The 24,735-nt window shown below is 72.6% G+C and carries 31 protein-coding genes; 28 read left to right on the top strand and 3 right to left on the bottom strand.

What is annotated here, in order from left to right; translation table 11 throughout:
• Positions 1-4: 4 nt before the first annotated feature.
• The 25 genes from ACWGB8_RS07865 to ACWGB8_RS07745 all read left to right on the top strand — a co-directional run bounded on the left by ACWGB8_RS07865 (position 5) and on the right by ACWGB8_RS07745 (position 19,134).
• Entirely contained in the window at positions 5-496 is a 492-nt protein-coding gene (locus ACWGB8_RS07865) for a phage terminase small subunit (protein WP_452211305.1), read from the top strand.
• Positions 477-2,093, top strand: coding sequence for a terminase (locus ACWGB8_RS07860; protein ID WP_452211304.1), 1,617 nt, complete (start codon positions 477-479; stop codon positions 2,091-2,093). Before ACWGB8_RS07865 ends, ACWGB8_RS07860 begins: the two co-directional genes overlap by 20 nt.
• Positions 2,094-2,104: 11 nt before the next feature.
• The gene (locus ACWGB8_RS07855; RefSeq protein WP_452211302.1) at positions 2,105-3,574 is read left to right on the top strand and encodes a phage portal protein; all 1,470 of its coding nucleotides are present in this window, start codon (positions 2,105-2,107) and stop codon (positions 3,572-3,574) included.
• 12 nt (positions 3,575-3,586) lie between these two features.
• Positions 3,587-4,540 carry a VG15 protein gene (locus ACWGB8_RS07850; protein ID WP_452211415.1) on the top strand — a complete coding sequence of 318 codons (954 nt, stop codon included), beginning with the start codon at positions 3,587-3,589 and terminating at the stop codon, positions 4,538-4,540.
• A gap of 48 nt (positions 4,541-4,588) precedes the next feature.
• Positions 4,589-5,338: a hypothetical protein gene (locus ACWGB8_RS07845; protein WP_452211300.1), complete on the top strand. Its 750-nt coding sequence runs from the start codon at positions 4,589-4,591 to the stop codon at positions 5,336-5,338.
• An 18-nt stretch (positions 5,339-5,356) separates the two neighbouring features.
• On the top strand, positions 5,357-6,217 hold the full coding sequence (locus ACWGB8_RS07840; protein WP_452211298.1) for a P22 coat protein - protein 5 domain protein: 861 nt from the start codon (positions 5,357-5,359) through the stop codon (positions 6,215-6,217).
• Positions 6,218-6,233: 16 nt separating this feature from the next.
• Positions 6,234-6,611, top strand: a complete 378-nt coding sequence (locus ACWGB8_RS07835) for a hypothetical protein (protein WP_452211297.1) — start codon at positions 6,234-6,236, stop codon at positions 6,609-6,611.
• Positions 6,611-6,958, top strand: coding sequence for a hypothetical protein (locus tag ACWGB8_RS07830; RefSeq protein ID WP_452211295.1), 348 nt, complete (start codon positions 6,611-6,613; stop codon positions 6,956-6,958). The genes ACWGB8_RS07835 and ACWGB8_RS07830 overlap by 1 nt, the downstream gene beginning before the upstream one ends.
• A gap of 12 nt (positions 6,959-6,970) precedes the next feature.
• Positions 6,971-7,540 (top strand): hypothetical protein, encoded by a 570-nt coding sequence (locus ACWGB8_RS07825; protein WP_452211294.1) that lies wholly within the window; start codon positions 6,971-6,973, stop codon positions 7,538-7,540.
• The gene (locus ACWGB8_RS07820; protein ID WP_452211292.1) at positions 7,540-7,953 is read left to right on the top strand and encodes a DUF6093 family protein; all 414 of its coding nucleotides are present in this window, start codon (positions 7,540-7,542) and stop codon (positions 7,951-7,953) included. The genes ACWGB8_RS07825 and ACWGB8_RS07820 overlap by 1 nt, the downstream gene beginning before the upstream one ends.
• On the top strand, positions 7,950-8,333 hold the full coding sequence (locus tag ACWGB8_RS07815; RefSeq protein WP_452211290.1) for a hypothetical protein: 384 nt from the start codon (positions 7,950-7,952) through the stop codon (positions 8,331-8,333). Before ACWGB8_RS07820 ends, ACWGB8_RS07815 begins: the two co-directional genes overlap by 4 nt.
• Positions 8,330-8,737 carry a hypothetical protein gene (locus ACWGB8_RS07810; protein ID WP_452211288.1) on the top strand — a complete coding sequence of 136 codons (408 nt, stop codon included), beginning with the start codon at positions 8,330-8,332 and terminating at the stop codon, positions 8,735-8,737. The genes ACWGB8_RS07815 and ACWGB8_RS07810 overlap by 4 nt, the downstream gene beginning before the upstream one ends.
• 10 nt (positions 8,738-8,747) lie before the next feature.
• Positions 8,748-9,077 (top strand): hypothetical protein, encoded by a 330-nt coding sequence (locus ACWGB8_RS07805; RefSeq protein ID WP_452211287.1) that lies wholly within the window; start codon positions 8,748-8,750, stop codon positions 9,075-9,077.
• A gap of 24 nt (positions 9,078-9,101) precedes the next feature.
• Positions 9,102-9,581, top strand: a complete 480-nt coding sequence (locus tag ACWGB8_RS07800) for a phage tail tube protein (RefSeq protein WP_452211286.1) — start codon at positions 9,102-9,104, stop codon at positions 9,579-9,581.
• Positions 9,581-10,093: a hypothetical protein gene (locus tag ACWGB8_RS07795; RefSeq protein ID WP_452211284.1), complete on the top strand. Its 513-nt coding sequence runs from the start codon at positions 9,581-9,583 to the stop codon at positions 10,091-10,093. Before ACWGB8_RS07800 ends, ACWGB8_RS07795 begins: the two co-directional genes overlap by 1 nt.
• A 47-nt stretch (positions 10,094-10,140) precedes the next feature.
• Entirely contained in the window at positions 10,141-10,410 is a 270-nt protein-coding gene (locus ACWGB8_RS07790) for a hypothetical protein (RefSeq protein WP_452211283.1), read from the top strand.
• 1 nt (position 10,411) lies between these two features.
• On the top strand, positions 10,412-13,744 hold the full coding sequence (locus ACWGB8_RS07785) for a phage tail tape measure protein (RefSeq protein WP_452211281.1): 3,333 nt from the start codon (positions 10,412-10,414) through the stop codon (positions 13,742-13,744).
• 19 nt (positions 13,745-13,763) lie between these two features.
• Entirely contained in the window at positions 13,764-14,639 is an 876-nt protein-coding gene (locus ACWGB8_RS07780) for a phage distal tail protein (protein ID WP_452211280.1), read from the top strand.
• A 12-nt stretch (positions 14,640-14,651) separates the two neighbouring features.
• Positions 14,652-15,707, top strand: coding sequence for a hypothetical protein (locus ACWGB8_RS07775; protein WP_452211278.1), 1,056 nt, complete (start codon positions 14,652-14,654; stop codon positions 15,705-15,707).
• On the top strand, positions 15,707-16,783 hold the full coding sequence (locus ACWGB8_RS07770) for a hypothetical protein (RefSeq protein WP_452211276.1): 1,077 nt from the start codon (positions 15,707-15,709) through the stop codon (positions 16,781-16,783). The genes ACWGB8_RS07775 and ACWGB8_RS07770 overlap by 1 nt, the downstream gene beginning before the upstream one ends.
• Positions 16,780-17,241: a hypothetical protein gene (locus ACWGB8_RS07765; RefSeq protein ID WP_452211274.1), complete on the top strand. Its 462-nt coding sequence runs from the start codon at positions 16,780-16,782 to the stop codon at positions 17,239-17,241. Before ACWGB8_RS07770 ends, ACWGB8_RS07765 begins: the two co-directional genes overlap by 4 nt.
• 12 nt (positions 17,242-17,253) lie before the next feature.
• Positions 17,254-17,634: a hypothetical protein gene (locus ACWGB8_RS07760; protein WP_452211272.1), complete on the top strand. Its 381-nt coding sequence runs from the start codon at positions 17,254-17,256 to the stop codon at positions 17,632-17,634.
• A gap of 74 nt (positions 17,635-17,708) precedes the next feature.
• Positions 17,709-18,551 (top strand): peptidoglycan recognition protein family protein, encoded by an 843-nt coding sequence (locus tag ACWGB8_RS07755; protein ID WP_452211270.1) that lies wholly within the window; start codon positions 17,709-17,711, stop codon positions 18,549-18,551.
• 2 nt (positions 18,552-18,553) lie between these two features.
• Positions 18,554-18,805, top strand: a complete 252-nt coding sequence (locus tag ACWGB8_RS07750) for a hypothetical protein (protein ID WP_452211269.1) — start codon at positions 18,554-18,556, stop codon at positions 18,803-18,805.
• Positions 18,802-19,134: a hypothetical protein gene (locus ACWGB8_RS07745; protein WP_452211267.1), complete on the top strand. Its 333-nt coding sequence runs from the start codon at positions 18,802-18,804 to the stop codon at positions 19,132-19,134. Before ACWGB8_RS07750 ends, ACWGB8_RS07745 begins: the two co-directional genes overlap by 4 nt.
• Before the next feature lie 53 nt (positions 19,135-19,187).
• Here ACWGB8_RS07745 and ACWGB8_RS07740 read toward each other — a convergent pair whose 3' ends face one another.
• The gene (locus tag ACWGB8_RS07740) at positions 19,188-20,543 is read right to left on the bottom strand and encodes a transcriptional regulator (RefSeq protein ID WP_452211265.1); all 1,356 of its coding nucleotides are present in this window, start codon (positions 20,541-20,543) and stop codon (positions 19,188-19,190) included.
• 138 nt (positions 20,544-20,681) lie between these two features.
• On the opposite strand from ACWGB8_RS07740, the gene ACWGB8_RS07735 reads away from it, so the two are divergent.
• Positions 20,682-21,278 (top strand): hypothetical protein, encoded by a 597-nt coding sequence (locus tag ACWGB8_RS07735; RefSeq protein ID WP_452211263.1) that lies wholly within the window; start codon positions 20,682-20,684, stop codon positions 21,276-21,278.
• Entirely contained in the window at positions 21,275-21,778 is a 504-nt protein-coding gene (locus ACWGB8_RS07730; protein ID WP_452211261.1) for a hypothetical protein, read from the top strand. Before ACWGB8_RS07735 ends, ACWGB8_RS07730 begins: the two co-directional genes overlap by 4 nt.
• A 631-nt stretch (positions 21,779-22,409) precedes the next feature.
• Here the strand turns inward: ACWGB8_RS07730 and ACWGB8_RS07725 are convergent.
• Complete coding sequence (locus ACWGB8_RS07725) at positions 22,410-22,655, bottom strand: helix-turn-helix domain-containing protein (RefSeq protein ID WP_452211259.1); 246 nt, start codon at positions 22,653-22,655, stop codon at positions 22,410-22,412.
• Positions 22,656-22,707: 52 nt separating this feature from the next.
• Between ACWGB8_RS07725 and ACWGB8_RS07720 the strand changes: the two genes are divergently transcribed.
• Complete coding sequence (locus ACWGB8_RS07720) at positions 22,708-23,028, top strand: hypothetical protein (protein ID WP_452211258.1); 321 nt, start codon at positions 22,708-22,710, stop codon at positions 23,026-23,028.
• Here the strand turns inward: ACWGB8_RS07720 and ACWGB8_RS07715 are convergent.
• Positions 23,012-23,953: a hypothetical protein gene (locus ACWGB8_RS07715; protein WP_452211256.1), complete on the bottom strand. Its 942-nt coding sequence runs from the start codon at positions 23,951-23,953 to the stop codon at positions 23,012-23,014. The genes ACWGB8_RS07720 and ACWGB8_RS07715 overlap by 17 nt on opposite strands.
• Positions 23,954-24,735 lie beyond the last annotated feature (782 nt).

Here is a 24,735-nt window from a genome sequence, read left to right as displayed (position 1 = left end):
GGCGATGACGTGCCGCAACGGCACCCGAGAGGTGATCACGATGGCCGGTGTAGGCCCTGTTCCGAAGGACCCGTCGCAGCGGCGCCGGCGCAACGCCGATCCGGCCGCTGGCGCAGTCCTCCCTGCGGCCGGCCCCGATGGGCCGACGCCAGCGCTCCCTGGCGGTCACGACTACGACAGCCGGACCCTGGAGTGGTACGAGACCTGGCGCTCGTCGCCGCAGGCCGCGACCTTCCTCGCCACCGACTGGCAGCGGCTCCACATGCTGGCCCAGCTCGTCGAGCAGTACTGGACCGAGCCGAAGAAGGAGCTGCTGTCCGAGATCCGGCTGAACGAGGCGGCCCTCGGCGGTACGGCGGCCGACCGGGCTCGACTGCGGTGGACCGTGGCCGAGCCCGACGGACCGGCTGCGCGAAAGCGCGCGCCGAGCAGCAGGGCCGCCACGAACCGCCGGAACCGCGTTCTGCGAGTGGTCGATGGCCAGGCGGAGAGCTGACCCGGCCCGATTCGTCTCCCTCGGCTTCGACGCGGTCGACTGGATCGAGCACTACCTGTGCCACGGGCCGGGGGACGTCCAGGGCCAGCCGCTGGTCATCGACGACGAGATGGCCGCCTTCATCGTCAAGGCGTACGAGCTGGACGCGTCCACCGGCCGCCGGAAGGTCAACCGGGCCTTCCTCTCCCGGCCGAAGGGCCGCGCCAAGTCGGAACTGGCCGGCGCCCTGGTGGTCTTCGAGGCCCTTGGGCCCTGTCGGTTCGACGGGTGGGACGCCGATGGCGAGCCGGTAGGCCGTGAGCAGACGTACCCGTACATCCGGTGCATGGCCACCGAGGAGGGGCAGGCCGGCAACACCTACGACAACGTCGCGGTGATGCTGGAGCACCTCGTCGAGCACTTCGGTGACGAGTTCCCGGCGATCGACCTCGGGCGCAACGCCCAGACCTCAAGCCGGATCTTCATCGAGGGCGGCGGTGAGATCGTCCCCTCGACCGCGAGCTCGGCGTCGAAGGACGGCGGCAAGGAGACGTTCGGGGTCTTCGACGAGACGCACCTCTACGTGCTCCCCGAGACCCGCGCCATGCACAAGACGGTGCGCCGCAACCTGGTGAAGCGCCGCGCGGCCGAACCGTGGTCGCTGGAGACGTCGACCATGTACGCGGTCGGGGAGAACTCGGTGGCCGAGGCCACGCACCAGTACTACGAGGCCATCAAGGCCGGCAAGGTGCGCGACGGCGGCCTGCTCTTCGACCACCGCCAGGGCCCGCACGTTGAGGACCTGATGGACGACGCCCAGCTGCTGCCCGCGCTGGAGTACGTCTACGGGGACGCGGCCGGGTGGATGGACCTGGAGCGCATCGCGGCGGACATGCGCGAACCGGACACCGACCCGGCAGACGCCCGCCGCTACTTCTTGAACCAGCCCGGCACCGCCTCAGCCCGCGCGTTCGATGCCGGCCGGTGGGCCGAGCTGGCGAACACCGGCTTCGTGGTCCCCCCCAAGGAGGCCATCACGGTGGGGTTCGACGGAGCCCGCTGGCGCGACGCCACCGCGCTGGTCGCCACGCACCTGAAGTCCGGGCACCAGTGGGTACTCGGCGCCTGGGAGTCGCCGACGCGACCAGACGAGGCCGAACGCTGGGAGGTGCCGGTCGCCGAGGTGAACGCCGCTCTGGAGTCCGCGTTCGATCGGTGGTCCGTGGTTCGGGTCTACGCCGATCCCCCGTACTGGGAGGAGACGGTGGCGGCCTGGGCCGGCAAGTACGGCGAGAAGGTCGTCGTCGAGTGGTGGACCCACCGCCCGCGCCAGATGGCCTTCGCCCTCCGTGCGTTCCGTACTGCCCAGACCGACGGCTCTCTGCAGCACGACGGCGATCCGCTGTACGCCCGGCACATCGCCAACGCAGTGAAGCGCGACGCCCGAGTACGGGACGACGACGGCAAGCCGATGTGGACCATCCAGAAGGACCGCCACGACTCACCGCGCAAGATCGACGCCGCGATGGCCGGCTGCCTCTCCTGGGAAGCGCGGCGCGACGCCATCACCGCTGGCCTGGGCGGGCCCCCGCAGCAGTTCTACGTCTACACCGGATAGGGGGTGGTCCCGTGGCCACGGAGGAGCAGGCCCGCCACCTGGTGGACGTCCTCGCCTCGGAGCTGACGACCCGGGCAGCCAAGGCCCGGGTCGCCTCGGACTACTACCGCGGCAAGCACCCGCTGCGGTTCGCGTCCCGGGAGTTCCGGGAGTACTTCGCCGAGCAGTACGCGGGGTTCTCCGACAACTGGGTCCAGCCGGTCAGCGACAGCCCGGTGGAGCGGCTGACGGTGGTCGGCGTCCGGGCTGCGGGCGAGACCCGGGCGGACGCCGAGCTGTGGCAGGTGTGGCAGCGCAACGGCCTCGACGCCGACAGCCAGCTGGGGTTCCTCGGCGCCGTCACCTCGGCGCGCTGCCACGTCCTGGTGTGGGGCGACCCCAAGAACCCGGACCTGCCGATCGTGACGTTCGAGGACGCCTCCAGTTCGATCGTCGCCTACGAACCGGGCTCCCGTCGGCGCCGGCGGGCGGCGCTGAAGATGTGGCAGGACGGCCAGAGCGAGTACGCCACCCTGTACCTGCCTGACGAGGTGTGGAAGTTCGCCCGACCGACCGGACCCGGGCCGCGCAAGTCCCCGCAGATGGCAGAGGCCGACGAAGCGATGCGGTCCTGGGAGCCGCGGGATACCCGCACCGAGCCGAACCCGCAGACCAACCCGCTGGGCGTCGTACCGATGGTGGAGCTGCCGAACCGGCCGCTGCTGGCCGAGGAACCGATCTCGGACGTGGCGGGGGTCATCGCCATGCAGGACGCGGTGAACCTCTTGTGGGCCCAGCTCTTCACGGGCGCCGACTACGCATCGCTGGCTCAGCGGGTGGTGATGGGCGCCGCGGTGCCCAAGATGCCGGTGCTCGACGCGACCGGGCAGAAGGTCGGCGAGAAGCCGATCGACCTCAAGAAGTTCGCCAAGGACCGCGTGCTCTGGCTGGAGAACCCTGACGCGAAGATCGGCAGCTGGGCGCCGGCCGACCTGAAGGCGTACACGGAGGTCATCGAGGTCGCGGTCGGGCACATCGCGGCGCAGACCCGCACCCCGCAGCACTACCTGATCGGGCGGATGGCCAACCTTGCCGAGGGCGCGCTCCTGGCCGCAGAGACGGGCCTGGTGAAGAAGGCCCAGGAGAAGCAGTTGTGGTTCGGCCAGGCGCTGAGGGAGGTCTTCCAGCTCATCGCCCAGGTCCAGGGGGAGTACGGCAAGGCGCACGCCGTCGCCGGGGGCAGCGTGCTGTGGGCGGACGCCGAGTCCCGGTCGATTGCCCAGCTCACCGACTCGTTGCTGAAGCTGAAGCAGATCGGGTTCCCGTTCGAGTGGCTCGCCTTGCGGTTCGGCCTCACGCCGACCGAGGTCCTCGACCTGATGGCCATGCGCGAGCGGGAGGCAGACCTCGACCCGGTGGCCGCGCTGATGAACAGCGCCCAGCAGGCCGCCAGCCCGGCGGTGGCGCCCGGCCCGGACCCGGCCGCACTGCCGGAGGAGTAGGCCGTGGACCTCATGGAGCTGGCGGAGCGGCACCTGGTCGCCCGGCGCCGGACCGCAGCCGCGGCGGTGCTCGGCGCGGTCCGGGAGTGGCGGGGCCTGGACGAGCGCGACCTCAGCGGGTCCTGGGCGGAGGCATCGCCGCGGCTGCTGGCGGTCGTCTCCGCCGGGCAGCTCGCCTCGGCCGGCACCGCCCAGGCGTACACCGACACCGCGACCGCGCTGCAGGGCGTCGAGCCGCTCCCGGCCGGGACGATCAACCCGAGGGCGTTCGCCGGGATCGCGGCCGACGGCCGGGCGCTCAGCTCGCTGCTCTACCTGCCGGTCATCGACACCAAGCGGGCGATCGCCGACGGCGCCGGCCTGCGCGAGGCCCTCGCCGTCGGGGAGCGGAAGCTGCGGACGATCGTGGACACCGAGGTCGCCGACGCCGGCCGGGCCGCGGACGGCGTGGGGGTCACCGCGGGCCGCAGCCTGCGCGGCTACGTCCGGATGATCTCCGGCGGGGCGTGCGGCAGGTGCGCCGTCCTGGCCGGCCGCGAGTACGCCTTCAACCGCGGGTTCCAGCGGCACCCGCACTGCCACTGCGTCCACGTGCCGATCGGCAAGCGCACGCACTTCCGGGGCCGGGCCCTCGACTCGCGCGACTACTTCAACTCCCTGACACCCAAGCAGCAGGACCGCGCGTTCACCGTGGCCGGTGCCCGGGCGATCCGGGACGGCGCCGACGTCGCCCAGGTCGTCAACGCCCGGCGCGGCCTGTACCGCGTCGGCTCGGGGGACCGGACGCTGCTGGCCACCCGGGAGGGCATGACCCGCCGCGGCCTGGCCCGCCGGCGCCTCAACCAGCTGGCGGCCGAGGGCCGGGCGCCCGCCCGGGCCCGCCTGACACCGGACGCGATCTATCAGCTTGCCTCCGACCGGGACGACGCGATCCGCCTGCTCCACCGGTACGGCTACCTCTACTGACCCGGCCACCCGCAACGGGCGGCCCCGACTCCTGCAACAGGAGCACCGATGCACCACAGCACCCTGCCCCGGCACCCGCGCACCGGCCTGGAGGCCGTCGGCTGGCGCCGGCCCCGCACCGGCGAGGACGGCCCGCAGCCGGTCTGGCCCATCCTCGGGGGCGCTCCCGGCGACGAGGACGACGACTCGGGCGAGGGCGACGAATCGGAGCTGGACGACAGCGACGACCAGGGCGACGACGACGAGCCGCTCGGCGAGGCCGGCACGAAGGCCCTCGCGGCGGAGAAGGCCCGGCGCAAGGCCGAGGCCGACCGGCGCCGCGCGGCCGAGAAGCGCGCCACCGACCTGGAGGCCCAGCTCGCCGCCGCGAAGCAGGGCGACGACGGCGCCCCGGACGCGGACCAAATCCGCCGCGAGGCGACCACCGCCGCCACCGCGAAGGCCAACGCCCGGATCCTCCGGTCCGAGGTCCGGGCCGCGGCCGCCGGGAGGCTCGCCGACCCCCGCGACGCCCTCCGGTTCATCGACCTCGACCGGTTCGAGGTCGACGAGGACGGCCAGGTCGACGAGGACGAGATCGCCGACGCGATCGCCGACCTCATCAAGTCCAAGCCCTACCTGGCCGCAACGGCCGCCACCACCGGCCGGCCCCGCTTCGAGGGCACCGCCGACCAAGGCGCCCGCAAGGGCTCCACCGGCCCCCGCCAGCTCGGCGAGGCCGACCTGAAGAAGATGACGCCCGAGCAGATCGACGAGGCTCACCGCAAGGGTCAGCTGCGCGACTACCTGGGCTCCTGACCGAGAGGACCCACAGCAGTGGCCATCACCCGTTTCAAGCCTGAGTTCTGGAGCGCCAAGCTCCTGGTGGCGGCGCGGAAGGCGCTCGTCTACGGCGGCCCCATGGTGATCAACCGGGACTACGAAGGCGACATCTCCGACGCCGGCGACAGCGTCCGGATCACCTCGATCTCCGACCCGACCGTGGGCACCTACGTGCCCAACGTCACCGCCATCGTGGCGGAGGAGCTGACCGACGCCCAGCGCACCCTGGTCGTCGACCAGTCCAAGTACTTCGCCTTCAAGGTCGACGACGTCGACAAGCGCCAGGCCGCCGGCAGCGTCATGCCCGAGGCCATGAGCCGGGCCGCGTACAAGGTCGCCGACCAGCAGGACCAGTACATCGCGGGCCTGTACACCGGCATCGTCGCGGCGAACGTGCTCGGTTCCACCGGCGCGCCGATCAACACCTACACGACTCCGACCGACGCCTACGACAAGGTCCTGGTGCCGCTGCGGACCAAGCTCGCCAAGGCGAACGTCCCCACCCAGGGCCGCTACGTCGTCGCCAGCCCCGAGTTCATGGCGTCCCTGCTGCTCGACAGCCGGTTCATCAAGGCCAACGAGGCCGGTACCCCGGATGCCCTGCGCAACGGTCTGGTCGGCCGCGCCGCGGGCTTCACCATCTTCGAGAGCAACAACGTCCCGGTGCCCTCCGGTGACACCCAGGTCATCCAGGCCGGCGTGAGCGCCGCGATCACCTTCGCGGACCAGATCGCCAAGACGGAGGCGTACCGGCCGGAGTCCAGCTTCTCGGACGCCGTCAAGGGGCTGTCCGTGTACGGGGCGAAGCTGATCCTGCCCGACCACCTGGCCTGCGCCTACATCGACCCGGCCTGATCGGAGACCACCCACCATGGCACGCACCGCTGTCGCCTACAGCAACTTCCTCCCCAACAGCTCCGTCGCCGACGCGTCGCTGACCGCCGTCTCGCTCAACCCGGGCACCAACAACGGCCACACCATCGCCAAGGCCGTGCCCGAGCTCACCGTGCTGCGGGTCGCGGTCGGCGCGACCGGCGGCAACATCACCGTCAAGGCCGGCACCAACCCGCCCGCGCTCGCGGCCGGCCAGGGCGACCTGGTCGTCAACGTCACGGCGAACACCATCAGCTGGATCGGCCCGTTCGAGTCCGGCCGGTTCCTGCAGAACGACGGCTCCATGCTCGTGGACGTCGCCGCCGCGGTCGTCCCGGGCACCATCACCGCCCTCCGCGTCCCGAGGAACACCTGATGCCCGAGACGATCCACGTGCGTGGCGAGGGCGGCGTCGTCATCGCCATGGACCTGCCGCTGCCGGAGTCGATCGCCCAGCGGCTGGCCAAGGGGCAGCTGCAGCGCGTCTACTCCGACGGCTCCGCCTACCGCGGCCCGGCCGAGCCCGAGGTGCCGTCCCTGCCCACCTCCGCGCCCGCGAAGGCCGCGGCGAAGGAACTCTGGGTCGGCTGGGCGGTGGCCTGCGGCGCAGACCCGGAGGAGGCCGACGGCATGACCAAGGCCGACCTGGTCGAGAAGTACGCCGACGCCCAGCCGCCCGGCCCCGAGGGGACCGCCGGCCAGGAGCCGGCCGTCACCGAGTAGAAGGGGGCGACCGTGAGCCTGCCCGCGCTCGCCACCCAGGCCGACGCCACCGCGTGGGGGTACACCCTCCCGCCGGAGCGTGCGGACGCCCTGCTGAGCCGCGCGTCGGTACGCATCCGGCGCGCGGCCGGCCAGCCCATCACCCCCAGCACCGTCACCGTCCAGCTCGACGCCGAGGAGGACGGCACGGTCACCCTGCCCGCGCCGCCGGTCATCACCGTGCAGCAGGTCCGGGCGGTCGCCGCGGACGGCACCCTCACCGTGGTGACCGGCTGGGTGTGGGACGGCGAGCGGCTCCGGCTCCCGGACCCGTGCACCCGACGGGTCGAGGTCACCTACCAGCGCGGCTGGGCGGTGCTTCCCGACGGGATCGTGGAACTCACCTGCCAGGTCGCCCAGCGGCTGGCGGACACCCCGGCCACGGGCATGGCGACCGGCGTGCGGTCCGAGCAGATCGAGGACTACAGCGTCACCTACGCCGTCGAGCAGCTGGACGCCGCCGGCGATCTGCTGCCCGGCGAGCTCACCGCGCTTCAGCGCGAGCTCGGCCCGGTCCCCAAGGTGTGGGTGGTGAAGTCCTGATGGCCATTGACCCGTCAGCGGTACTCGCCCGCGGCCGGGCCGCGCACGAGGCGCTCATGGTCGACACCGTGCGCCTGCTGCGGCCGCTCGAGGACGTCTACGACCCGGTGACCGGCGCGACCGTCCAGCCCGACCCGCGTGTGCTGTACGCGGGCCGGGCCAGGGTCCGGCCCGCCAAGGCGGTGGCCGAGGAGGTCCAGGCCGAGCAGCGCGCCGTCGTGCTGAGCCGCTACGACGTCGCGCTGCCCTGGTCGGCCGTCCCGGCCGGAGGCGAGCGGCTTCTCCCGGGCGACCTGGTCGAGGTCACCGCGTCCCCCGACCCTCGGCTCGCCGGCCGGGTGCTGTGGGTGACCTCGGTCCCGGAGTCGTCCCTGTCCACAGCCTGGCGGATCAGTGCGGAGGACCGGTCATGAGTGCACACCTCGGAGACCTGGAGGCCCTGGTGCGGGACCTGGCCCGGGCGGGCGCGGACCTCGACCGGGCGAGCCGGCAGGTGGTCTCGCGCGGGGCCCTCAACGTGAAGCGGGACTGGGCGGCGAACGCCCGGGCGACCGCGGGCCGGTACGCCCCGCACTACCCGCGCAGCATCGGCTACGACCTGGTGAGCCTGCCGGGAGGCGGCACGGGCGCGGTGATCGGCCCGGACAAGGGCGCCACGCAGGGGGCCCTGGGCAACCTGCTGGAATACGGCTCGTCCAAGAATCCGCCGCACAACGACGGCGGTAGGGCGTTGATGGCCGAGGAGCCGCGGTTCGCCGCCGCGGTCGCGCAGCTCGCCGAGGGCCTGCTGTGAGTACCCCGCCCGAGGACCTGCCGCACGTCCTGGCCGCGCGGGCCGCCATCGAGGCGACCGGGGTGACCGTCTACATCGGCGGCGCCCCGGCCGCGCGCCCGCTGCCGCCGACCTACGTCGTGCTCTACCCCTCGCCCGGCCTCGAGACGGCCGCCTCGCTCGCGGACGACCGGACGGTCCTGGACCTGCCGCTGCAGGCGACGTGCGTGGGCAGTACCGCCGAGGGCGCCATCGGCACCGCGGGCCGGGTCCGCGCCGCGTTCGCCGGCGGCCTGGCCGTCGCCGGCCGGGTGTGCTGGCGGCCCGAGCCGGTGGGCGGCCCGCCGCTCCGGCGCGAGGACGACGTCACCCCGCCCGTGTTCACCCTGCCGGTCCAGTACCGGATCCACTCCATCTCCGACTGAGGAGCCACCGATGCCCCAGCTCACCCCCCAGGTCGTCTCCCTGGCCGGCCTCTCCCCGACCTTCAGCGCGGCGGTCGCATCCACGACCCTGCCCTGCTCTGACCGCAACTTCCTGCACGTCAAGAACACCGCAGGCTCGCCGATGACCGTGACCCTCACCTCCACCGCGAAGGTCCGCGGCCAGTCGGCCGCCGACGTCGTGGTCACCGTCCCGGCCACCACCGGCGAGAAGCTCATCGGCCCGATCCAGGCCGACCTGTTCGCCGGCGGCAGCGACGGCACCTGCGCCGTCACCTACTCCTCCACCACCTCCGTCACCGCGGCCCTGCTCCGCATCTGACCCAATCCAGCCCTGGGAGGGCTCATGTCTGACGTCATCGGCGACGGCAAGGTCCGCGTGGTCTGGGCCACGTCCATCGCCAACATCAACGCGCCGACGGTGGCCGAGCTGACCGCGGGCACCGACGCCACCCTCCGCGTCACCCCGGACGGCCTGAAGACGGACCCCACGACGGCCGCCGTCGACACCGGCAGCCTGGCCAGCACGTACGACACCGAGGAGGTCGGACGGACCAAGTTCGCGAACGAGCTGACCCTCAAGAGGGGTGACACGGTCCCGGAGGACCTGCTCTACGGGACCCTCGTGAAGGGCGTCCGCGGCTTCATGATTGTGCGGCGCGGCATCCCCTACGCCACCGCGTGGGCGGCCGGCCAGCAGGTCGAGGTCTACCCGACCGTGTGCGGCGAGCGGCAGAACAAGGCCACGGCCCCGAACGAGGTCATGAAGTATGTCGTGCCGATGTTCGTCACCACCGAGCCCGCGACGAACGCTCTGGTGGCCTGATGCCCGACATCGAGGAGATCATCAAGGGCGCCACCCTGCGCGAGACCACGGTGCCGCTGTGCCTGGCCGGTCAGCTCCAGGGCGAGTACGAGGCCCTGGAGCGCCAGCTCGCCGACGTCGCCTCCCTGGTCGGAGACTCGCTCGCCGGCAGCCCCCGCGTGCAGATCGCCGCCCGCATGGAGGAACTGCGCGCCGAGATGGCCGAGCACCAGGTCGAGTTCCGCCTTCGCGCGATCGGCGCCGAGAGGTGGTCCGACCTGGTGGCCGCACACCCGGGCGAAGCGGGCGCGCTGTTCGACCCGCGGACCCTCGCGCCGGCCGCCGTCGCCGCGTGCGCGGTCGAGCCGACGATGACCGTCCAGCAGTACCGGCGCCTGGCGGAGAAGCTGACCGCAGGCCAGCAGAACGCGCTCCTCGACGCCGTGTGGGCCCTCAACACGGAGGCCAGCCAGCGCGTCCCTTTCTCGCTGCTCGCCTCCGCGACCGTCGCGGCCCGTGGCGGCGAGAGCTAGAGGCAGCCCGAGCGTGGGGCGTTCCCCGCAGCGTCTTCCTCGGCCGCGTGCCCGCCGCCGGGGAGCCGCTGTGGACCGACTCCGACCGGGCCTGGGCCCTGGCCCTGCTCCAGGTCGAGGACGAGACCTGCAGCGGATGCGGCCAGCCGCTCGCCGAGTCCACCGACCCAGACAGTGAGTATCGGTACGTGGCCGAGGTGATCCGCTGCCACGCCTGCACCACCGCCGGCCGCCACGCCGAACGCTTCCATCAGGACGGCGGGGACCAGGTCGGCGCCCACGTCCACGTCCACCCGCGAGAGCGCAGAGGAGGGTGACGTGGCTGACCGCACGGTCAACGTCCGGCTGACGCTGGACAACTCCGACGCGCGCCGCGGTGTGCGCCAGTCCGAGCAGGACTACCGGCAGCTCGGCCGGACGGCCGGCATCGCCGCGGCCGAGCAGCAGAACGCGTTCGCCCGCGCCGCGGCGAGCACTCAGCGCTCGCTCGCCGAGACTGCGGCCGCCGCGCGCACCTCGGGCCGCGCCACCCAGCAGTCGGTGACCGCCACCACCGCCACCCTCGGCCGGCTCGAAGCAGCGGCGCGCGACATCCCGACGACGTTCGCCTCGGCGGCCGGCCTGTCCGCGCGCTCGATGGGGCAGCTGGCGACCGCCACCCAGGCCGCCGCCACGTCCGTGGTCGCCTCCGAGGCCCGGATGACGGAGGCCACTGCGGCGGCTGCGGCCGGCACCCGGGCGTCCCTGGCCGCCCGGCTCGCTGCGGGCGAGGCCCTGATGGCCCAGCAGGCTGCCCTGGCCGCCTCGGCGAGCGCCTCCGCCGCGGCGCAGGGCGGGGCGTTCGCCCGCATGGCGGCGGCTGGTGACCGCGCCGAGGGCGCCTTCAGCGCGGTGCGGACCGCCGGCGTGCTGATGCTCGGAGCGTTCGCCGTCGCCTCCGTCGCCGCAGCCAAGTTCGAGAAGGCGATGTCCGGGGTGCAGGCCGTCGCGGACGCCACCGCGGAGGAGATGAACCAGCTGCGCGACGCGGCGCTGGACGCCGGACGGGACACCGCCTACACCGCCTCCCAGGCGGCCGAAGCGGAAGCCGAACTCGCCAAGGCTGGCATCTCCACGGCGGACATCCTCGAGGGCGCCCTGCGCGGCGCGCTGTCCCTCGCCGCGGCAGGACAGCTCGACCTGGCCGAGGCCGCCACCATCAGCGCCCAGGCCATGAATACCTTCGGCCTGCGCGGCCGGGACGTCGGCCACGTAGCGGACGTCCTCGCCGCGGGCGCCAACAAGAGCGCTACCGACGTGCACCAGCTCGGCGAGTCCCTGCGCATGGGCGGCCTGCTCGCCAAGCAGACCGGCCTGAGCCTGGAGGACACCGTCGGGGCCCTGGCCGCCTTCGCGGACCGCGCGCTGATCGGCAGCGACGCCGGCACCTCGCTCAAGGTGATGCTGCAGCGCCTGGTCCCGCAGAGCGACGAAGCGCTCGGCGTGATGAAGCAGCTCGGCTTCTCGGCGTACGACGCGTCCGGCCAGTTCGTCGGCCTGTCCCAGCTGGCCGGCAACCTCAAGTCCAGCTTCACGAACCTCACCCCCGAGGCCCGCAACGCCGCGTTCGCCACCATCTTCGGATCGGACGCCGTCCGCTCGGCAACGATCCTGTACGAACTCGGCGCCGAGGGCATCGACAAGTACATCGGCGCCGTGACCGACCAGGGCGCAGCCAGCCGCATGGCCGCGATCCAGCTGGACAACCTGGCCGGCGACCTGCAGAAGCTCCAGGGGTCGTTGGAGGTCGCGCTCATCCAGAGCGGCTCGGCGGCCAACAAGGTCCTGCGGGAGATGGTGCAGTGGGTCACCCAGGTGGTCGACGCCTACAGCAACCTGCCCGGATGGGCCCAGACGTCCACGGTCGCCCTGCTCGGCATCGGCGGCGCGCTCGCCCTCCTCGCCGGCGGCTTCATGCTGGTCCTGCCGCGCATCGCCGCGTTCCAGGCGTCGTTGACGGCACTGACGACGACCATGCCGCGGCTGGCCGCCGCCGCCACGGGAACCATGTCGCTCCTCACCGGGCCGTGGGGTGCGGCCCTCGGCGTGGCGGTCGCCGCGCTGACGGTTTTCGGTCTGGCCACGGCCGACGCCAAGGAGGAGACCCAGTCCTTGACGGAGGCCGTCAAGGCGGACAGCAACGCGATCGGCGCCAACACGCGCGCGTGGGTGGCCCACAAGTTGGAGACGGACGGCGTGCTCAAGGCGTCCAAGGAGCTCGGCATCAGTACCTCCACCCTGACGGACGCGATCCTCGGTAACGCGGATGCGGCCGCCCGGGTGCGTGCCGAGCTGGAGCCGATGCGGGTGGAGGCTGTGGCCGCGGCACAGGCTGCGGCGGAGGCCGGCGGCGGCCAGGACAAGTGGGCCCAGGCGCTTACCAAGGTCGACGGCGCGCTGGGCGGACTCAACGCCCAGATCAACGGGGCCGTGGAGGCGGCCAAGCGTGAGGCCGAGGCCGCCGGCGGCGCGGCAGGCAGCACCGGCAAGTTGGGTTCGGCCGCCGCGACCACCGCGGAGGAGCTCGCCGACACCCGCACCGAGGCCGAGAAGCTCAGCGAGGCGCTCGACAACCTGAACGGCGCGAACATCAGCGCCGCGAGGGCGGCGATCAACATGCAGTCCTCGCTCACCGAACTGCGGGACGCCGTAAAGGAGAACGGCACGTCGCTGGACATCACCACGGAGAAGGGCCGCGAGGTCAAGGCCGCGATGCTGGACGCCGCCGCGGCAGCCCAGGCGCACGCCGAGGCCGTCATGAAGCAGACCGGCAGCACGGAGCAGGCCACCATCGTGCTGGGCGAGGACGTCGAGGCCCTGCGCAAGGTCATGCAGCAGGCCGGCTTCACCAAGCTGCAGATCGACAGCCTGACGGCCGCGTACGCGCAGGTGCCCGCGGCGAAGGTCACCAACATCTCGGACCCAGGCGCCCTGGAGACCATCCGCGACCTCCAGGACCTCAAGGCCAAGGTCGAGGCAGTCCCGCCGGGCAAGACCATCACGGTGAGGGCGCCGAACGAGTCGGCCATCCGGGATCTTCAGGCGATCGGCTTCACGGTCGAGCAGATCCAGGGCGGCAAGGACGTCAAGGTGACCGTCCCCGTCAACGACGCGGTCAACGGGTCGACCAGGATCCAGCAGTTGATCAACTCCATCAAGGGGAGAGAGGTCAGTGTCGACGTCCGCTACAACTTCCCGGCCGGCCTCCACCGGGCCGAGCGCGACGGCGGCGTCCTCACCGGCTTCGCCGACGGCGGCATCCGGGCCACTGCGTTCGCCGGCGGAGGCGAGCACCACGTCGCCCAGATCGCCCGCCCGGGCGAGTGGCGGGTCTGGGCGGAGCCGGAGACCGGAGGGGAGGCGTACATCCCGCTCGCCCCCGGCAAGCGCGGCAGGTCGGCGGCGATCCTCGCCGACGTCGCGGCGCGCTTCGGCCTCCAGCTGATGCCGCTCGCGCGGGACCTGATCCCCGCCCGGCAGATCTCCGGCGGACCGGCTCCGGCCGCCCGATACGACCACAGCCGGACGACGAACATCACGCTCAACGGCGCCCGCCAGTCCGCCCACGAGCAACTGGCCGAGCTGGAACGGCGCCTGGCCTTCATCGGCTGACGAGAGGGGGTGATGCCCGGTGGCCGGATACACCCCCGGGCAGGTCCTCGGCGGGAAGACGGCCGCGCTCGGCACGCTCGTGCTGGGCGCGGTCGACGCCGCCGGGACCGCCTGGACCATCGGGCGGGACGGACTGCAGGGCTGGGACAGCGCGGACGTGCGCGCGCAGTACACCGACCGGGAGGCCGACCACGGCTCCTGGGCGGGGCCCACCTACCTGGCCGCCCGGGTCATCACCGTGGCCGGCACTGCGACCGCGACGTCCCTCGCCGCCCTGGACGCCGCCGGCGAGCAGCTGTCCGCGGCGGCGTCCCTGGAGGACACCGTCCTCGAAGTCGCGGACGCCGTGCCGAAGCGGGTGACGGTGCGGCGCTCGGGCCGCGTGCTGTGGCAGCCGGAGACCGACCGGACCGCCCGCTACTCGGTGATGCTCACGGCGGCCGACCCGCGCCGCTACAGCACCGTCCTGCAGTCCCAGTCCGCCGCCCTGCCGTCCGTGACGGGCGGCCTCACCCTGCCGATCACGCTGCCGATCACGATCACCGCGACCACGGTGTCCGGCACGATCACCCTGACCAACCAGGGCACGATCGGCACCCGGCCGGTGCTCACCGTCACGGGCCCGTGCGCCGGGGGCTTCACCATCGTCGCCGCCCGCCCGACGGGCGTCACGACCCAGCAGACCTACAGCGACAGCCTGCTGGCCGGCGACGTGCTGGTCATCGACGCCCAGGCCCGCACGGTGACCCTCAACGGCCAGGTGTCCCGGCGCCGCTACCTGTCCGGCACCTGGCCGGAAGTCCCCCCGCAGTCCTCGCTGACCTTCAGCTGGACCTGCCCCGTCTACGACGCCGCCGCGCTGCTGACCGGCACCTGCCGCTCAGCCTGGATGTGAGGAGCCCCGCCCGTGGTTGCCACTGATCCGCTCTGGCTCCCGACCCTGAACTTCGACGAGACCGAGCTCCGCAAGATGGACAGCGCGCTCGTCATGGCCGACGGCACGGCCCTCGGTTCCCGGCCCGGCATCCGGCCGGGTGACGCGGGGTTCGCCGTCTCCCTGGCCGGAACCACCGTCAACGTCAGTGCGGGCACCGCGACCCTGCACCGCGCGGGCCAGGGCGTCTACCGGGCCCAGCTCGCGGCCACCAGCCCGGGCGCCCTCGGTGCCGCCCACGGCTCCTTCTCGCGGCTGGACCTCGTCTACCTGCGAGTGTGGGACACCGCCATCGACTCCGCCGGCTTCCGCAAAGCCGACACCGTCCTCCTCCCCGGCGTGCCGTCCGGCACCCCGGCCATCACCAACCCGGGCGCCACCGAGATCTGGATCCCGCTCGCCACGATCAACGTGCCGTCCACCGGCGGCGGCGGCACCGGCTCGGCCACCGTCTCCAGCGCGATCCGCCAGATCACCGTCGCGCCGGGCGGCATCCTGCCCGTCTCCAGCGCCGTCGACATCGCCGCCCCCGGCACCTACACCGGCCAGGCGCGCTACAACACCGTCCGTGGCTGCCCCGAGTACTGGAACGGGGCGGCCTGGTACGCGCAAGGCGACTGGAGCAGCTTCACCCCCGTGTTCACCGCGCTCGGCGGAGGCGCGTCCATCGGCAACGGCACCATCTACAGCCGCTGGCACCGCCTCGGCAACACGGTCTTCTGGCACGGCGAGATGACCATCGGCTCCACGACGAACGGGGGGTCGGGCCTCTGGTTCCTGAGCATGCCGGCAGCCCAGGCCACCGGCACGGGGATCGGCTTCACCCGACTCGGCTCGCTCAACTACATCTCGGGCGGCAACAACTTCGTCGGCGTCGTCTCGATGAACCCCGCCGACGCGAACCGGGCGACCCTGATCGCCAAGACCTCGTTCTCCACCACCTCCTTCGACAACATCAGCGCCGTCAACCCCACCTCGCTGGCCACCGGCGCGAAGCTGATCTGGTCCGCCGAGTACGAGGCGCTCTGATGCCCGCCCTGGAACTGACCTGGTACGGCTGCGACCTGCGGACCGGGGCGATCGCCGAGGAGCTGCCGTCCCTGCGGCTCGACCAGCCGATCAGCCGGCGCATCGGCGCCCAGACCAACGGCAGCATGTCGCTGGCGCTCGCCGGCGCCCCGCACGGCTGGGAGGCCGCCGTCGACCCGGGCCGGACCCTGCTGGTGGCCGTCGACACCGACACCGGGACGCCGTTGTGGCCCGGCATCGTGCTGCGGCGCGAGGGCGGATCGGACCCGGCGGTGCGGCTGCAGGCCGCCACGCCCGAGGCGTACCTGGACCGGCGCTACCCGGGCGACTACACCGCGAGCGTCACCGACGCGTCCACCGTCATGGCCGCGCTCGCCACCCCGGCGCTTACCAGCGGGCTCCCGATCACCATCGACACCACGGCCAGCGGCACGGTCATCGACTACGCCATGGCCGACGCCGACGACCGCACCATCCTCTCCGGGCTGCAGGAGATCAGCGCGCTGGACGGCGGGCCCGAGTGGACGATCGACGTCGAGTGGGCGGACGCCGCCCAGACCCGGTTTCAGTTGCCCCTGCGGATCCGGCCGGCCCTCGGCGGGCCCGCGGCCGAGGCGTTGTTCGACATGCCCGGTTGCATCTCCACCTACGTGCTGTCCGAGTCGTACGAGCGGGGGAAGGGCGCCACCCGCGTGGTCGCCCGCGGCGACCACGCCAACAACGCCCGGACCACGTCCGGCGTGCACACCGCCGACGCCCTGCTCGCCTCCGGCTGGGCCCTGTGGGAGCACCGCTGGACCCCGGCCCAGGGCATCACCGACACCGCCCAGCTGGACCGGCACGCCACCGAGGCGCTGGCCCTGATGGGCACCGGCACCCGGGCCTGGGGCCTCGAAGCGGTAGCCTCCGCGGCCCCGCGGCTCGGGACCAGCTGGGACCTCGGCGACAGCGTCAGCATCACCATCGACTCCTCGCCCCGCCACCCCGCCGGCATCGCCACGACCGCCCGGGCCTACGCCTGGCTGCTCGACCCCGGCGCGGACCGGGTGGCGCCGATCCTGCTGGAGGACGAGTGACCACCCGCCAGGACCAGCTACCGGGCGGCCCGTCGGCCTTCGGACGGCAGCTCGCCGACCTGGAGCGGCAGCTGCGCGAACTCCGCGCGGTCCGCCCGGACCTGTCTGCCGCGGACGCGCTGCTGCCCCCGCTCGACGCGGACCCGGCGCGCTGGCCGCAGACCACGCTCAGCTCCTGGACCACGATCGCGGCCTGCAGCAACGTCCGCTGGTCGACGCAGCTCCGCCTGGTCCTCGTCACCGCGACCTCGGGCGGCGGCGCCGGCAACGTCCGGATCACGGTGGACGGCGCCCCGTGGGGGCCGACCGTGGCGGCCGGCGACCCGCTCGACTACACCGGCGACCTGCCGTCCACCGTGGCCGTCGGCGACGTCTACCGCCTGGCCGTGGAGGCCCAGCGCACCTCGGGCTCCGGCACCGTCCACGCCCAGACCCAGCTGATCCGCAACCTCATGTAGGAGCACTGCACCGTGCGCACGGTCACGACCCTCGTAGCCCTCACCCCCCAGCAACTCGCCGCGCGGCTCGACGACCTGGCCGCCGCCGAGTACCTCGCCGACCGCTGCGGACAGCTCGCCCCGACGCAGGCCGGCCAGCCCGCCGCGTACGGCGAACTGTGGCTCATGGCCGTGGCCCGGCCCGCCATCGACCCGGGCGAGCACATCGTCTACGCGATCACCAGCGAGGACGACATCCCGGGCTGGCCGTACCGCACCGGGACGTACACCGGCGGCATCCGCAGCGCCGAGGACATCGCCCGCCCGCTCGCCGCGGCCGGCCACCAGGTCGTCCTGCGGCACTACCGCGGCTTCGCCGTCGCCTCGTCCGCCGCCGACGTCCCGCTCAACTGACCACCACCCCGCGCCGCACGGCCGGGCCCGCACCCCAGGAGGCCGCCTTGGCCTGGTACCCAGAGGCTCAGCGCATGGAGCTGCAGCCCGAATCCGATCAGCAGCCGGCTATCGTCCCGACCCAGCTGATCTTCCACAGCATCGCGGCGCCGTGGACGCCCCGCAGGACGTACGAGTTCTGGCGGGACTCGACCGGCCTTGAGTCGCACTTCGGCGTCGGGTTCGACGGCGGGATCGCGCAGTTCGTCGGCACGCAGACCCGGGCGGACGCGAACATGTACGCGAACCGGCGGCCGGACGGCACTGGCGCCGTTTCGGTGGAGACGGCGTCGAACACCTCGCACTCCGACCCGTGGACGGACGCCCAGCTGCGGACCCTGGTCGACCTCGGTGTCTGGGTGCACCGTCAGCACGGCGTCCCGCTGCGGGTCTGCCGCTCGCACGACGACCCGGGGTTCGGCGTTCACCGGCTGTACCCGCAGTGGTCGCAGGGCGGGACGGACTGCCCGGGCGACGCGCGCGTGCGCCAGTTCTACGACGTGATCATGCCGGGGATCTTCGCCGGTGCCTCCGGCACCACCCCTAACCTCCCCACCACCACACCGAAGGAGCCCACTGCCGTGCTGACCCAGGAAGAGATGGACCGCATCGCTGATGCGGCTGTGTACCTCCACGCCCAGGGCCTCGCCCACGAGTACCCGCCGGGCGCGTCCGACGGCCGGAAGTGGCTGATCGACTGGTACCAGCAGGCGTCTCGGTCGCACCTGCGCGCGGTCGTCGGCGAGGTCCTGGACGAGAAGCTCTCCGGCCTTCGCGCCGAGCTGGTGGCCGCGGTGCAGGACACCGTCGGCCCCGCCGTCGCCGAGCAGCTCGCGGCTGGCATCACCCTCACCGTCACCACTACCAAGGAGAGCTGACGATGCGCGACTCGACCCGCCGCACCATCCGCACCACCGTCCAGACCGGCCTGGGCCTGGCCGCCGCCGCGCCCCTCATCCTCGACGCGTCCGGCATCCCGCAGTCCGCGCCTGGGGTCGCGGTCGGCCTGGCCGTAGCGGCCGGTATCACCCGGGTCATGGCGCTGCCCGTGGTCGACCGGATGCTGCCGGCCTGGCTGCGGTCGGCGCCGGACCCGGACGCCGAGGCCCACCGCCAGGCGGTCCGCGAGTGACCGCCCCGCCCCCGGCCGCGGACCCGCAGACCGCACTGGCTGTCGCCCTCGCCGAGCTGAGAGGAGCTGTCTCGACCGGGTTCGCCGAGATCAAGGGCTCGCTGGCGCTTCTCGTCCAGCGGGCCGGCCAGACCGACCTGCGGGTCGACGCTCACGATGCCGCGCTCGCCGAGCACGACCGGCGCCTGGACGCCGCCGAGCAGAAGCTCGCCGCGGCCGAGGAAGTCCGGGCGGCCGACCGCCGCCGGGTCCAGATGCTCTCCGCGGTCGTCGGCGTCGTCGCCGGTGTAATCGCTTCCCTTGCCACCCTGCTGGCGCTCGCCCGCTGACACCACCGCCCCCACCCGGACACCCGGGCGGGGGCGGTTCGTCGCGTTCGGGGTCAGGCCGCGGTGAGCGTGCGTGCCCGCTCGTTGAAGTCCGCGACCAGGCGGCTCTTGCCGAACGGCTGCATCCGCCGCTGAAGGTCAGCGACGGCCTCGACCGCGCGGCTCGACTTCACCTGCCCGGCCAGGGAGAGCGTACGGAGCCCGGCGGCGTACGCCTGCTCCAGGTCGCGCCGCCCAAGGTAGGTGGTGGCCAGGGCGGCCTGCGAGAGCGCGCCGCGGCGGGCCCGCTTCTGCTCGCGGGCGTGGTCGATGCTGCGCTTGGCGTGCTCGGCGGCGCCAGCGTGGTCGCCGATGTCCCGGAGGGTCATGGCGTGCTCGCCGTGCAGGTAGGCGGGGTCGATGAACACCGCCCACTCCGGCTCCGCTGCGGTGTTGATCTGTTCGGCAGCCTGCTCGGATTCCGTGACCGCGCGGGTGGCGCCGGCCTTGTCGCCCATCGCGGCGAGTGCCCGGCCCTCCAACGCCCACAGGTCGGCGAGTGCCGCAGGGGAGGACCCGCGCAGCCCGTGCCGACCGGTCTGGGCGAGGCGGAGTCCCTCCTCGGGGTGTCCGAGGAGTGTCGCCTGGTCGGCCATGCCGGCCAGGACGTGGGCGCCGAGCGGCGCGTGCCCTGACTCCTCGGCCAGGCGGAGGGATTGGACCAGGTACCGCTGGGCGGTGCCGTGCTCGCCGGAGTCGTAGGCCATCCAGCCCAGGAGGTAGGTCTGCTCGGCGGCGGCCTCGCACAGGGCGCGGTGGACGTCAGCAGGCTGGGGGCGGCGGAGTAGGGGGTACACGTGGATGTTCATGTACTGGGCGAGGAGGAGCCGGCCGGAGCCGCCGCCTTGCATGACGTCCATCCGCTGGAAGGCGCCGAACATGTTCCGGACCGCGGTGACGTCTTCCAGCCGGACGCGGGGGCCCGGCTCGGGGGCCTGGTCCAGGACGGCGAGGAGCCAGTCCCGGGACGGTCCGGTGGAGGCTACGGCGGCGAACGGTGCGGCGGCAAGGAATCGACGGCGGTCCACGTCTGCTCTCCCCAGGTCAGAGACGGTTTCCACCGTAACTGCGAAGTCGCGGGAGTAAAGGAGCGAGCGGTCCTCGGCCGGGCTCTCCCCGAGTCCGAGTTCGTACGATGTGACCCGGTATCCGAGCTTCGCTGAGACGACATCGGCGATGATCCCGGGGATTGGCCGCCGCGGCCGGTTGCCCGCTCGCCAGCGCCGGACTGCCGTGGCGTCCGGCAGGACGTGCGGGTGCCCGGCGTCGTGAGCTGCGGCTTTGACCCGCCGCGCTAGCTCGCCGTTGCTGAGGCCCGCGCGGTCGAGCCACTCGGAGAGCCTGGCGTTCGGTTCTCTCGGTGTCGTCATGGCTCTTACCTACCCTCCTCTGCCACCCCGGGCAGAAGTGCCACCCTCTGCCACCCCCACGGTGATCGCGCGGCGTCCCGGCGGGGTGGAGCCTGGGGCTGATGGTAGTCCCGCTGTCGATTGGAGGGGGCCGTGTCCGTGGCGGTTGATCGCCCGCGCCCGTTACCGAGCCTGTCACTTTCCGCCTGGACCTGGATCGACTCCACGCCCGAGGGCCTGGTGTCGTTCGTCCTGGTGACGCCCGAAGGGGCCACGGGGAGCCTCGGGCCGATAGCGGAACAGGCCGGCCTGGCAGTCCCGACCGAGCCGCTGCCCGCGCCCGGGATCCGGCTGGTCTTGCAGGACCGGCACGCTGTCGTGCTGCTGCCCGGCGGTGCGCCCGCGCTGCGGGTACCCGCTGACGAGGGGTGGGCCGACTTCGTTCGCCGCGGGGGCACCGTCGTGGTCGTACTCGGCACCCACCCGCTCGCCCCCGACAGCGGCCGGATCGCGGTCGAGCAGTACCTACTCACCGGGGCGCTCTCGCGCGAGATCTGGCTGGGGAAGTCAACCCTGGCAGCCGACTACAGCCCGCAGCAGGTCCGCGCCGAGGCCTGCGTCCGCTGTGGGGGCACCGTCGGCCCGTTCGTGCCGGACGGCTACGCGTACACCCCTGTCCCCCCTGGCAGTGCTCCCCTGGGCTGGGCCGTCGTTGCCCACCCTGGCCCCTGCCCTGGCCCGGAGAGCAGCTCATGAGTGATACGGAAGAGCTGACGGTCGCTATCGACGGGTTCCTCGACCCGGTGACCGAGCCCATCGAGACCGCACTCACCACCCTGTGGCAGGCCCTCCGCGACATGTCGCTCCGGCCCAACTACCGCGAGGCGATGCGCCTGTTGCTCGGCACCGGCCGAACCGAGGGGGTCGAGTTCCAGCTCGATTTCCACGGCCGCCTGGACGTCGAGGTCATCCTGGCCGACGGCCGACACATCCAGGTCCGGGCGTGGCGCGGGGAGTGGCAGTCGACGACCGCCAGGACCGCGGCACGGTACCGGCCCGAGCCCCGGGGCGAGGAGGGTGAGCGCCCCGGCAGATGGGGCGTACGCGACCTGGAGGCGGGCGGATGGGTCCGGCAGGGCCTGGCCCCGGTCGAGTTCCACAGCCGCGAGAGTGCGCAGGCGTGGATCGGTCGGGCGGTCGCGGCGTCCGGGTACGGCGGGTACCAGGCGGCCGACGTCACCCCGGCCGCCCGATGATGGCCGGCATGTTCCGGCAGCCCGAGGACGATGGGTGGCCGACGGGGGCCCGGTGGTGGGCCCGGGAGGTTCTGGCCAGGGCTCCAGCCCTCGGGGCTCCCGAGGAGTGGGGGACCTGCGTGCGATGTGGCGCCGCCCGGGTCTGGGGCAGGTTCATCGAGGACATCACGGCCTGCACGGCGAGCGTCGAGCACCTCGACTGTCCGGTCCCGCCGGACGCCGATCGGCTGGAGTCCGACGATCCCGCCCCGGCCGTCCGCGACGCGCGCCACGATGGGGTTCCGGCCGACCTGGCCGCACCGACCGAGGACACCACGATGAGCCACATCATCCCGCCCGGCGCCCAGGGCCGGTGGCGCGGACAGCGCCGCGGCACCCGTGGGCCAACCCGGGGCCCCGCCCACCCCACCATGCTGCCGCCGGACCAGCTACCGGCGGATACCCAGGAGGAGGACACGGAGATGCCGCAGCAGCAGCCAAGCGGGCAGCCGACCGGAATCGGGGGAGCGCCCCCGCCGCCGCCCGGCCCGCGCCAGCCCCCGCCGCCGGCTGGGAACCCCAACCCGCCGCAGAACCCCCCGTCAGGCGAGTAGATCCGCGGTCCCGGCCCGGCCGCCCGCCGGGCCGGGACCTACCCGTACAGCAGACGCCACGTCTCGACACCCAGGGCCCGCGCCATCGCCCCGAGGTCGTCGAGCGTCGGCGGTGTGGTGCCGCGCTCCCAGCTCGATACGGACTGCCGGTCGCGGCCGATCATCTCGGCCAGGCGCTCCTGGCTCACGCCCTGCTGGCGGCGTAAGAAGCGGAGGCGATCCCCGACCTCGCGACGTTCTTGCAGCTGGCGGGGGTCCGGTAGTCGGCGGGGCGGGGTCGGCACCCCTTGACGCTGGCGTGCCCATGATCGAAAGTCTGTATGCCGAGGCCACCAGTTGATCGATTACCTGTTCGATAGAATCGCCCTGCCGCAGCCCGGGGGGATAGACCGGGAGCACACCCTGTACACCCTCGCCATCCCCGACCTGATCAAGCCTGAGCACCACGAGCGCCTAGGCGACGCGATCGTGGCGCTCGCCAATGTGCTCAGGTCAGCGCCGATACGGCCGGACCGCGCGGACGCCTATGTCTGGATGATCGCCGGGGAAGGCGGAGAGCGGCGCGTCCTGGACTACCTGGACGCCGAGTCCGGCTTTGAGCTTCGCTTCTACGCGGACGGCCGGTACTACACCGCGACGATCACGCGTCAGCGGTAGCCGCCTCGCGGCGCGCCCACCAGTACAGGAGCTGGGCTACCGTGGCGGCGCCAGCAATCCGCCGAAGCTCGGCCAGCCGGTTGTTGACGGTCCGCCGAGAGATGCTCAGCTCGGCCGCGGCGTCATCCTGGTCGAGACCCCGCGCCAGACACCCCAGGATGCCGACGTGCACCGGCAGTAGCGCAACCTCCGTCGTCCCGTCCCACGGCTCCGCCCGAGCCCAATCCCGCTCGAAGCCCGCGGAGATGGCGGCGACCAGTGCAGGAGCCGTGACGACGGCAGCCTGCTCCTTGGTGAGTTCCTCGCCACTCCAGGGGTCGACCACCGCAACGAACGCCACGCGGCGGTCGATCACGATCGCACGGCCGAAGGCCCTGCCTGTACGAATCTTCGCGCCCTGCTCGGTCATGGTGAGAGCCCATCGGGCTGTCGGCGCGTGCGTTCGAACGCTGGGCAGATAGATGGTGCGCATCATGGCCCCGCGGCGCAGAACGCCGAGGTCGCGCTGATAGCTGAGGGCCAGCAGATCGGCCGGCCTCGGGCCGAGCTGCTGGGCCGTCAGGAGCTCGCGCTTGCACTCACCAACCAGCCCTTCGAGCCGCTCGTTGATGCCGGCCTTGCCAGTGAGGATCTCGATGCCGCCGCGCTGCTGGCCGGCGGTAGGTCCGTGCTTCGCCTCGTAGGCTGCGGCGAAGTCTGCGATCTGGACGGGGAGGATCTGAGCCTCGGCGATCAGGTCGCTGACCTCGCGCAGAAGTTCGGTTCGCCGGTCGCGTAGGGCCGCAGCCGGGTCGAGCGCAACGTAGTGGCCGGGTCGGCCGGCATCGGGGGCGAGCAGGTGGGTGGCTCGCAGCTGGTCCAGCTCGGGGCAGGGCTCCGGGTTCGTGCGGCGACCGGAGAGGACGCCGAGGTACAGATCGCGCACTGCACGAACAGGAAAGAATCGACCTGACGACCCCTCAGAAAACATCCCTCTTGTCCCGATTCATCCGGTATGACCTTGCCTAATTGTGCAATGTCCGGAGGATACCGTGTGATCGCTTGATTCAGATATGAACGACCGGAATGCTGATCACAGGCAGAGGGGAACACTCCCCTCCACATCACCGGAAGGGGTGAAGAACAGTGCTGCACACTGTCCGCCGAGCGGCTGGGGTCCTCACCGCCGGCCTCGCCCTGGCAAGCGCCGCTATCGCCATCACGGCGGCCCCGACCGCGGGGCCCGCCGCACCGTCGGCCGACTCGGTCTGGGGCGCCGTCCCGGTCGAGCCCAAGCCCACTCCCAAGCCGACTGCGACCCTCGCGGACTCGGTCTGGGGATAGCCGCCCAGAGAGGGCCGGCCCGATGACTCCCGTCCCGCAGTGCCCGCTTACATCGGGCGCTGAGGGACGGGAACTCTGAGTCAGGCCAGGGTAACCTAAGTTGTGGGAGACATCTCGGTACCCTACCTGGCTCTTGCTCCGCCCTGTACCCCCCGAAAGGGGGGTGCAGGGCGGTTTCGCGTGAGCGCCCGGGGAGTTCTCAGGGAGTTCCCGCACTCCCAGGGAGCGCGGGGGGAGGTTTTGGATGAAACACGGTGAGCCATCGTGGGTCATCGTGGGTCATGAATCGTCCCAGGTCAGCCCTTGCTCGGCGCCTCACCAGCGATCCCGTTGCTGGTCTCGGGCTCCTCGACGAAGTTGACGCGCTTGAACTGCTTGTTCATG

This window comes from Kitasatospora sp. NPDC054939, assembly GCF_053610105.1.
Note: the sequence above shows the minus strand (reverse complement) of the source record. Positions and strands in the feature narration are given on the sequence as shown.

Excerpts from the sequence above, each read along its gene's own strand:
- ACWGB8_RS07795 (WP_452211284.1), top strand. The coding sequence starts at position 9,581 with ATGCCCGACATCGAGGAGATCATCAAGGGCGCCACCCTGCGCGAGACC.
- ACWGB8_RS07740 (WP_452211265.1), bottom strand. The coding sequence starts at position 20,543 with ATGACGACACCGAGAGAACCGAACGCCAGGCTCTCCGAGTGGCTCGAC.
- ACWGB8_RS07845 (WP_452211300.1), top strand. The coding sequence starts at position 4,589 with ATGCACCACAGCACCCTGCCCCGGCACCCGCGCACCGGCCTGGAGGCC.
- ACWGB8_RS07805 (WP_452211287.1), top strand. The coding sequence starts at position 8,748 with ATGCCCCAGCTCACCCCCCAGGTCGTCTCCCTGGCCGGCCTCTCCCCG.
- ACWGB8_RS07730 (WP_452211261.1), top strand. The coding sequence starts at position 21,275 with ATGAGTGATACGGAAGAGCTGACGGTCGCTATCGACGGGTTCCTCGAC.
- ACWGB8_RS07815 (WP_452211290.1), top strand. The coding sequence starts at position 7,950 with ATGAGTGCACACCTCGGAGACCTGGAGGCCCTGGTGCGGGACCTGGCC.
- ACWGB8_RS07865 (WP_452211305.1), top strand. The coding sequence starts at position 5 with ATGACGTGCCGCAACGGCACCCGAGAGGTGATCACGATGGCCGGTGTA.
- ACWGB8_RS07850 (WP_452211415.1), top strand. The coding sequence starts at position 3,587 with ATGGAGCTGGCGGAGCGGCACCTGGTCGCCCGGCGCCGGACCGCAGCC.
- ACWGB8_RS07755 (WP_452211270.1), top strand. The coding sequence starts at position 17,709 with ATGGAGCTGCAGCCCGAATCCGATCAGCAGCCGGCTATCGTCCCGACC.
- ACWGB8_RS07770 (WP_452211276.1), top strand. The coding sequence starts at position 15,707 with ATGCCCGCCCTGGAACTGACCTGGTACGGCTGCGACCTGCGGACCGGG.
- ACWGB8_RS07830 (WP_452211295.1), top strand. The coding sequence starts at position 6,611 with ATGCCCGAGACGATCCACGTGCGTGGCGAGGGCGGCGTCGTCATCGCC.
- ACWGB8_RS07835 (WP_452211297.1), top strand. The coding sequence starts at position 6,234 with ATGGCACGCACCGCTGTCGCCTACAGCAACTTCCTCCCCAACAGCTCC.
- ACWGB8_RS07820 (WP_452211292.1), top strand. The coding sequence starts at position 7,540 with ATGGCCATTGACCCGTCAGCGGTACTCGCCCGCGGCCGGGCCGCGCAC.
- ACWGB8_RS07860 (WP_452211304.1), top strand. The coding sequence starts at position 477 with ATGGCCAGGCGGAGAGCTGACCCGGCCCGATTCGTCTCCCTCGGCTTC.
- ACWGB8_RS07800 (WP_452211286.1), top strand. The coding sequence starts at position 9,102 with ATGTCTGACGTCATCGGCGACGGCAAGGTCCGCGTGGTCTGGGCCACG.
- ACWGB8_RS07750 (WP_452211269.1), top strand. The coding sequence starts at position 18,554 with ATGCGCGACTCGACCCGCCGCACCATCCGCACCACCGTCCAGACCGGC.